The organism is Streptomyces aurantiacus JA 4570, assembly GCF_000414115.1.
GTDB lineage: Bacteria > Actinomycetota > Actinomycetes > Streptomycetales > Streptomycetaceae > Streptomyces > Streptomyces aurantiacus_A.
Map to the genome: position 1 here is coordinate 1 of NZ_AOPZ01000423.1, position 3,916 is coordinate 3,916.

The following is a 3,916-nucleotide window of genomic DNA, read 5'->3' on the forward strand; positions in this document are numbered from 1 at the left end:
GGGGCTCTCGCCGGGCGCCGCGGCCCGCGCCGGGCCGCTCCGGGGTGCGCCGCCCGGGGCGGCCGTGCTTCCGGACGCCCCGCCCCCCTGGGCGCCGGGGCCGGACGAGGCGGAGAAGCTGTTGGCGGACATGGCAGAGAAACCGTTTCGCAATGAGAGCCCGCTTCCCTGGGAGAGCGTCGGGACGACTGCCGCAGCGTCCCGGCGGCCGACGTTCTCAGCCGTCTGAGATGTGCGGATTGACCACGCTGGCACCCGAACCTACCTTCGTCAACAGAAGCAGTTCAGCACAGGCACCACAGAGGCGGGCACGCAGCGTGCTGCCTCTCTCGCGCACGGTGTGCTCGCCGCACACACGCACCCCGTCCCGACGTCCCGGCGCGTCGCGCCGCCAAGCTCCACTTCCGGCCCCCGGCCGGCCCTGTCCCTGCACGCACGAACTTAGGGCCTGCTCATGGACGTCACTTCCTTTTCGTCGCTCGGCGGACCACACCCTCAGCGCGGTGTAGGTGTCGTCGCACCCTTCGACTTCGCCCTCGACCGCGAGCTGTGGCGCTGGGTCCCGGACGAGGTCTCCCTGCATCTGACGCGCACGCCGTACGTGCCCGTCGAAGTCAGCCTGGACCTGGCACGCCTGGTCAGCGAGCACGAGACCCTGGCCGAAGCGGTACGCGCACTGACCGCCGCCGAACCCGAAGTCCTCGCCTACGCCTGCACCTCGGGCAGTTTCGTCGGCGGCCGGGCGGGCGAGCGGGCGATGTGCGAGGCCATGGCGCGCGAGGGCGCGGTGGCGTCGGTGACGACGTCCGGCGCGCTGCTCGAAGCCCTCGACGAGCTGGACGCGCGGCGCATCGCCCTCGTCACGCCCTACACCTGGTCGGTGACCCAGTCCCTGGAGGAGTATCTGGCCGAGGCGGGCGTCTCCGTCGTGGGCCGCGCCTACCTGGGGCTGACCCGGCACATCTGGAAGGTGCCGTACCGGGACGTCGCCGACATGGCGCGACGCGCGGCGAGCGGACCGGTGGACGCGCTGTTCATCAGCTGTACGAACCTGCCCACGTACGACGTCATCCCGCAGCTGGAGGCCGAGCTGCGGATGCCGGTGATCTCGGCGAACCAGGTGACGATGTGGTCGGCGCTGCGCAGGCTGGGTACGCGTGCGGTAGGGCCCTACCAAGCGCTGATCAACGCGGGCGCGCGGCCGGGGACCGCGGAGTTCGGTGCGCTCGAGGCGCTTCCGACGCCCGCGTACGAGGCGGTCGAGGCGGTGGACCAGGCCGGGTACGAGGTGTTGGAGCCGTCGGCGGGCGCGGTGGCCGGACCCGCGGTGACCGACGCGGCGGTGCCGCCTTCGCCGGTGCCGCCGGCCGCGGCGCCCGCGGACAGCCTGCCCGACCCGCCCGGCCCCGCCGGGCCGGGCGAAGCCACGGGGCCCGCAGGACCGACCGCAGAAGGAGGCTGGACTTGACCGCACTCGGATTCCTCTACCCGGGCCATTCCGCCGAGGACGACTACCCCCGCATGGAGCAGATGCTCGGCTCCGACATCCGCCTGCAAGTCGTCCACACGGACATCGGCGAGGACGCGCACCGCGTGGACGCGCTCCTGGAGATGGGCTCGCCGGCGCGCCTCACCGCCGGAGTCGAGGAGCTGCGGCTGACCGGCGCCGAGGCCGTGGTGTGGGCGTGCACCAGCGGGAGCTTCGTCTTCGGCTGGGAGGGGGCGCACGACCAGGTCCGCGCGCTGGCGCGGGCGGCCGGCCTCCCGGCCTCCTCCACGTCCTTCGCCTTCGCCCATGCGGTACGTGAGCTGGGGGCGGGGCGCGTCGCCGTCGCGGCGACCTACCCCGAGGACGTGGCCGGGCACTTCTCCGCGTTCCTGAAGTCGGCGGGCGTCGACGTCGTGGCCATGCGGGGCAGCGGGATCATCACGGCCGCGGAGGTCGGCACCTGGGGGCGGGACGAGGTGCTCGCCCTCGCCCGGGCCGGGGACCACCCCGACGCGGACGCCGTCCTTCTCCCCGACACCGCTCTCCACACCGCCGCGTACGTCCAGGACCTGGAGGACGACCTCGGCAAGCCGATCCTCACCGCGAACCAGGTCACAGTCTGGGAGGCCCTACGCCTGGCCTCCCGCCGGGTGAACGCCCCCACTCTGGGCACGCTGTTCCGCAGGGAGCCGGTCGTCCAGGTCCACGACTGAGGGGCGGGGCCCTGCCGGGGGCTTCCCCATTCCCGCCCCTTCCCGTAACCAGGGGGCTCCGCCCCCTGGGGGAAGGGGCGGGATTGGGGAGCCCCCGGCAGGGCCCCACCCCCCGCCCCCCCGAGGGGGAATAACCGGAGCCCCCCTCCTGTTGGAGCGACGCGTACCCCCACGACGTACGCGACAGCAGGAGGCACCCCGGTGACACCGGTAGCGGAGCAGGCGGACCACAGCGACGGCGAAGGAATCCGCGGCGAGCGGCACGGCACCGCCCCCACCCCCCTCTCCGTACTCGACCTGGTGACAGTCGGCTCCGGCCGCACCGCCACCGACGCGCTGCGCACCAGCGTCACCCTGGCCAAGCTGGCCGAATCCCGCGGCTACCACCGCCACTGGGTGGCCGAGCACCACTCCATGCCGGGCGTGGCCTCCTCCTCCCCGGCCGTGATCCTCGCCCACCTGGCAGCCCACACGACCCGCATCCGCCTCGGATCGGGCGGCGTGATGCTGCCCAACCACGCCCCGCTGGTCATCGCGGAGCAGTTCGGCACCCTGGAGGCCCTGGCCCCGGGCCGCGTCGACCTGGGCCTCGGCCGCGCCCCGGGTACGGACGGCGCCACCGCGGCGGCCCTGCGCCGCACGGACCGGCTCAACGAGGGGGCCGACGACTTCCCCCAGCAGCTCGCGGAGCTGACCCGCTTCCTGGACGACGACTTCCCCGACGGCCACCCCTACGCCCGCATCCACGCGGTCCCCGGCCCCGTCCAGGCCACGTCCCCCGGCGGCGTCCAGTCCCCGCACCGCCCGCCGGTCTGGCTGCTCGGCTCCTCCGGCTTCAGCGCCCGCCTGGCCGGCACGCTCGGCCTGCCCTTCGCCTTCGCGCACCACTTCTCCGCGCAGAACACGCTCCCGGCCCTCGACCTGTACCGCGAGTCGTTCCGGCCGTCCGCCGTCCTGGACGCCCCGTACGCCCTCATCGGCGTCTCGGCGCTCGCGACCGACGACGAGAACGAGGCCCGCCGCCAGGTCATGGCCGCCGCCCTGAACATGGTCCGGCTGCGCACCGGCCGCCCCGGCCTGGTCCCCACCCCGGAGGAGGCGGAGGCGCACCCGTTCACCGAGATGGAGCGGGACTTCGTCACGAGCTGGAACGCCAACGTCGTCCACGGCACCGCCGACCAGGTCCGCACCGGCCTCGACGACCTCGCCAAGCGCACCGGCGCCGACGAGCTGATGCTCACGGCCAACGCGCACAGCGGCGACGTACGCCTGCGCAGCTACGAACTCGTCGCGGACGCCTACGACTTGCCCCGCCCGGCCTGACCCCCGGCGCGCCGAATACCGCCATGGAAGGTGCCGCCTCCGACGGGGGTGGAGGCGGCACCTTCACGCGGCCCACGCCCGCGTGAACTCACCTTTCCCGTAAGCCCGTTGCCGCCCCCGCGCGCCCGGCCACCCCACGCCCGCGGCCCGTTGTCCGCTTCCCTAACCTGTCGCCATGGACATGGACACCCGGCTGCTGCGCTGCTTCACCGCCGTCGCCCACGAGGGCAGCCTCACCCGTGCCGCCGACCGCCTCCTCCTGTCCCGGCCCGCGCTGACCAGGCAGATCAGGCAGCTGGAGACCCAGCTTGGAACGGAGCTGTTCACGCGGTCGGACGCCGGGACGGCTCTGACGGACGCGGGCGCCGCGCTCGCGGCCGCCGCGCCCGCC

At 74.1% G+C, this 3,916-nt stretch carries 4 protein-coding genes; all 4 read left to right on the plus strand.

Annotation, left to right across the window (positions count from 1 at the left end; translation table 11 throughout):
• Positions 1–454: 454 nt before the first annotated feature.
• A complete protein-coding gene (locus tag STRAU_RS33005) occupies positions 455–1,468 on the plus strand; it encodes a maleate cis-trans isomerase family protein (RefSeq protein WP_016644761.1) in 1,014 nt (337 codons plus the stop codon).
• Positions 1,465–2,202 (plus strand): maleate cis-trans isomerase family protein, encoded by a 738-nt coding sequence (locus STRAU_RS33010; protein WP_016644762.1) that lies wholly within the window; start codon positions 1,465–1,467, stop codon positions 2,200–2,202. The genes STRAU_RS33005 and STRAU_RS33010 overlap by 4 nt, the downstream gene beginning before the upstream one ends.
• A gap of 201 nt (positions 2,203–2,403) precedes the next feature.
• Positions 2,404–3,525, plus strand: a complete 1,122-nt coding sequence (locus STRAU_RS33015; RefSeq protein WP_016644763.1) for an LLM class flavin-dependent oxidoreductase — start codon at positions 2,404–2,406, stop codon at positions 3,523–3,525.
• Positions 3,526–3,700: 175 nt separating this feature from the next.
• Positions 3,701–3,916: LysR family transcriptional regulator (locus STRAU_RS33020; RefSeq protein WP_158692185.1), on the plus strand; the 216-nt coding region annotated here is incomplete at its 3' end.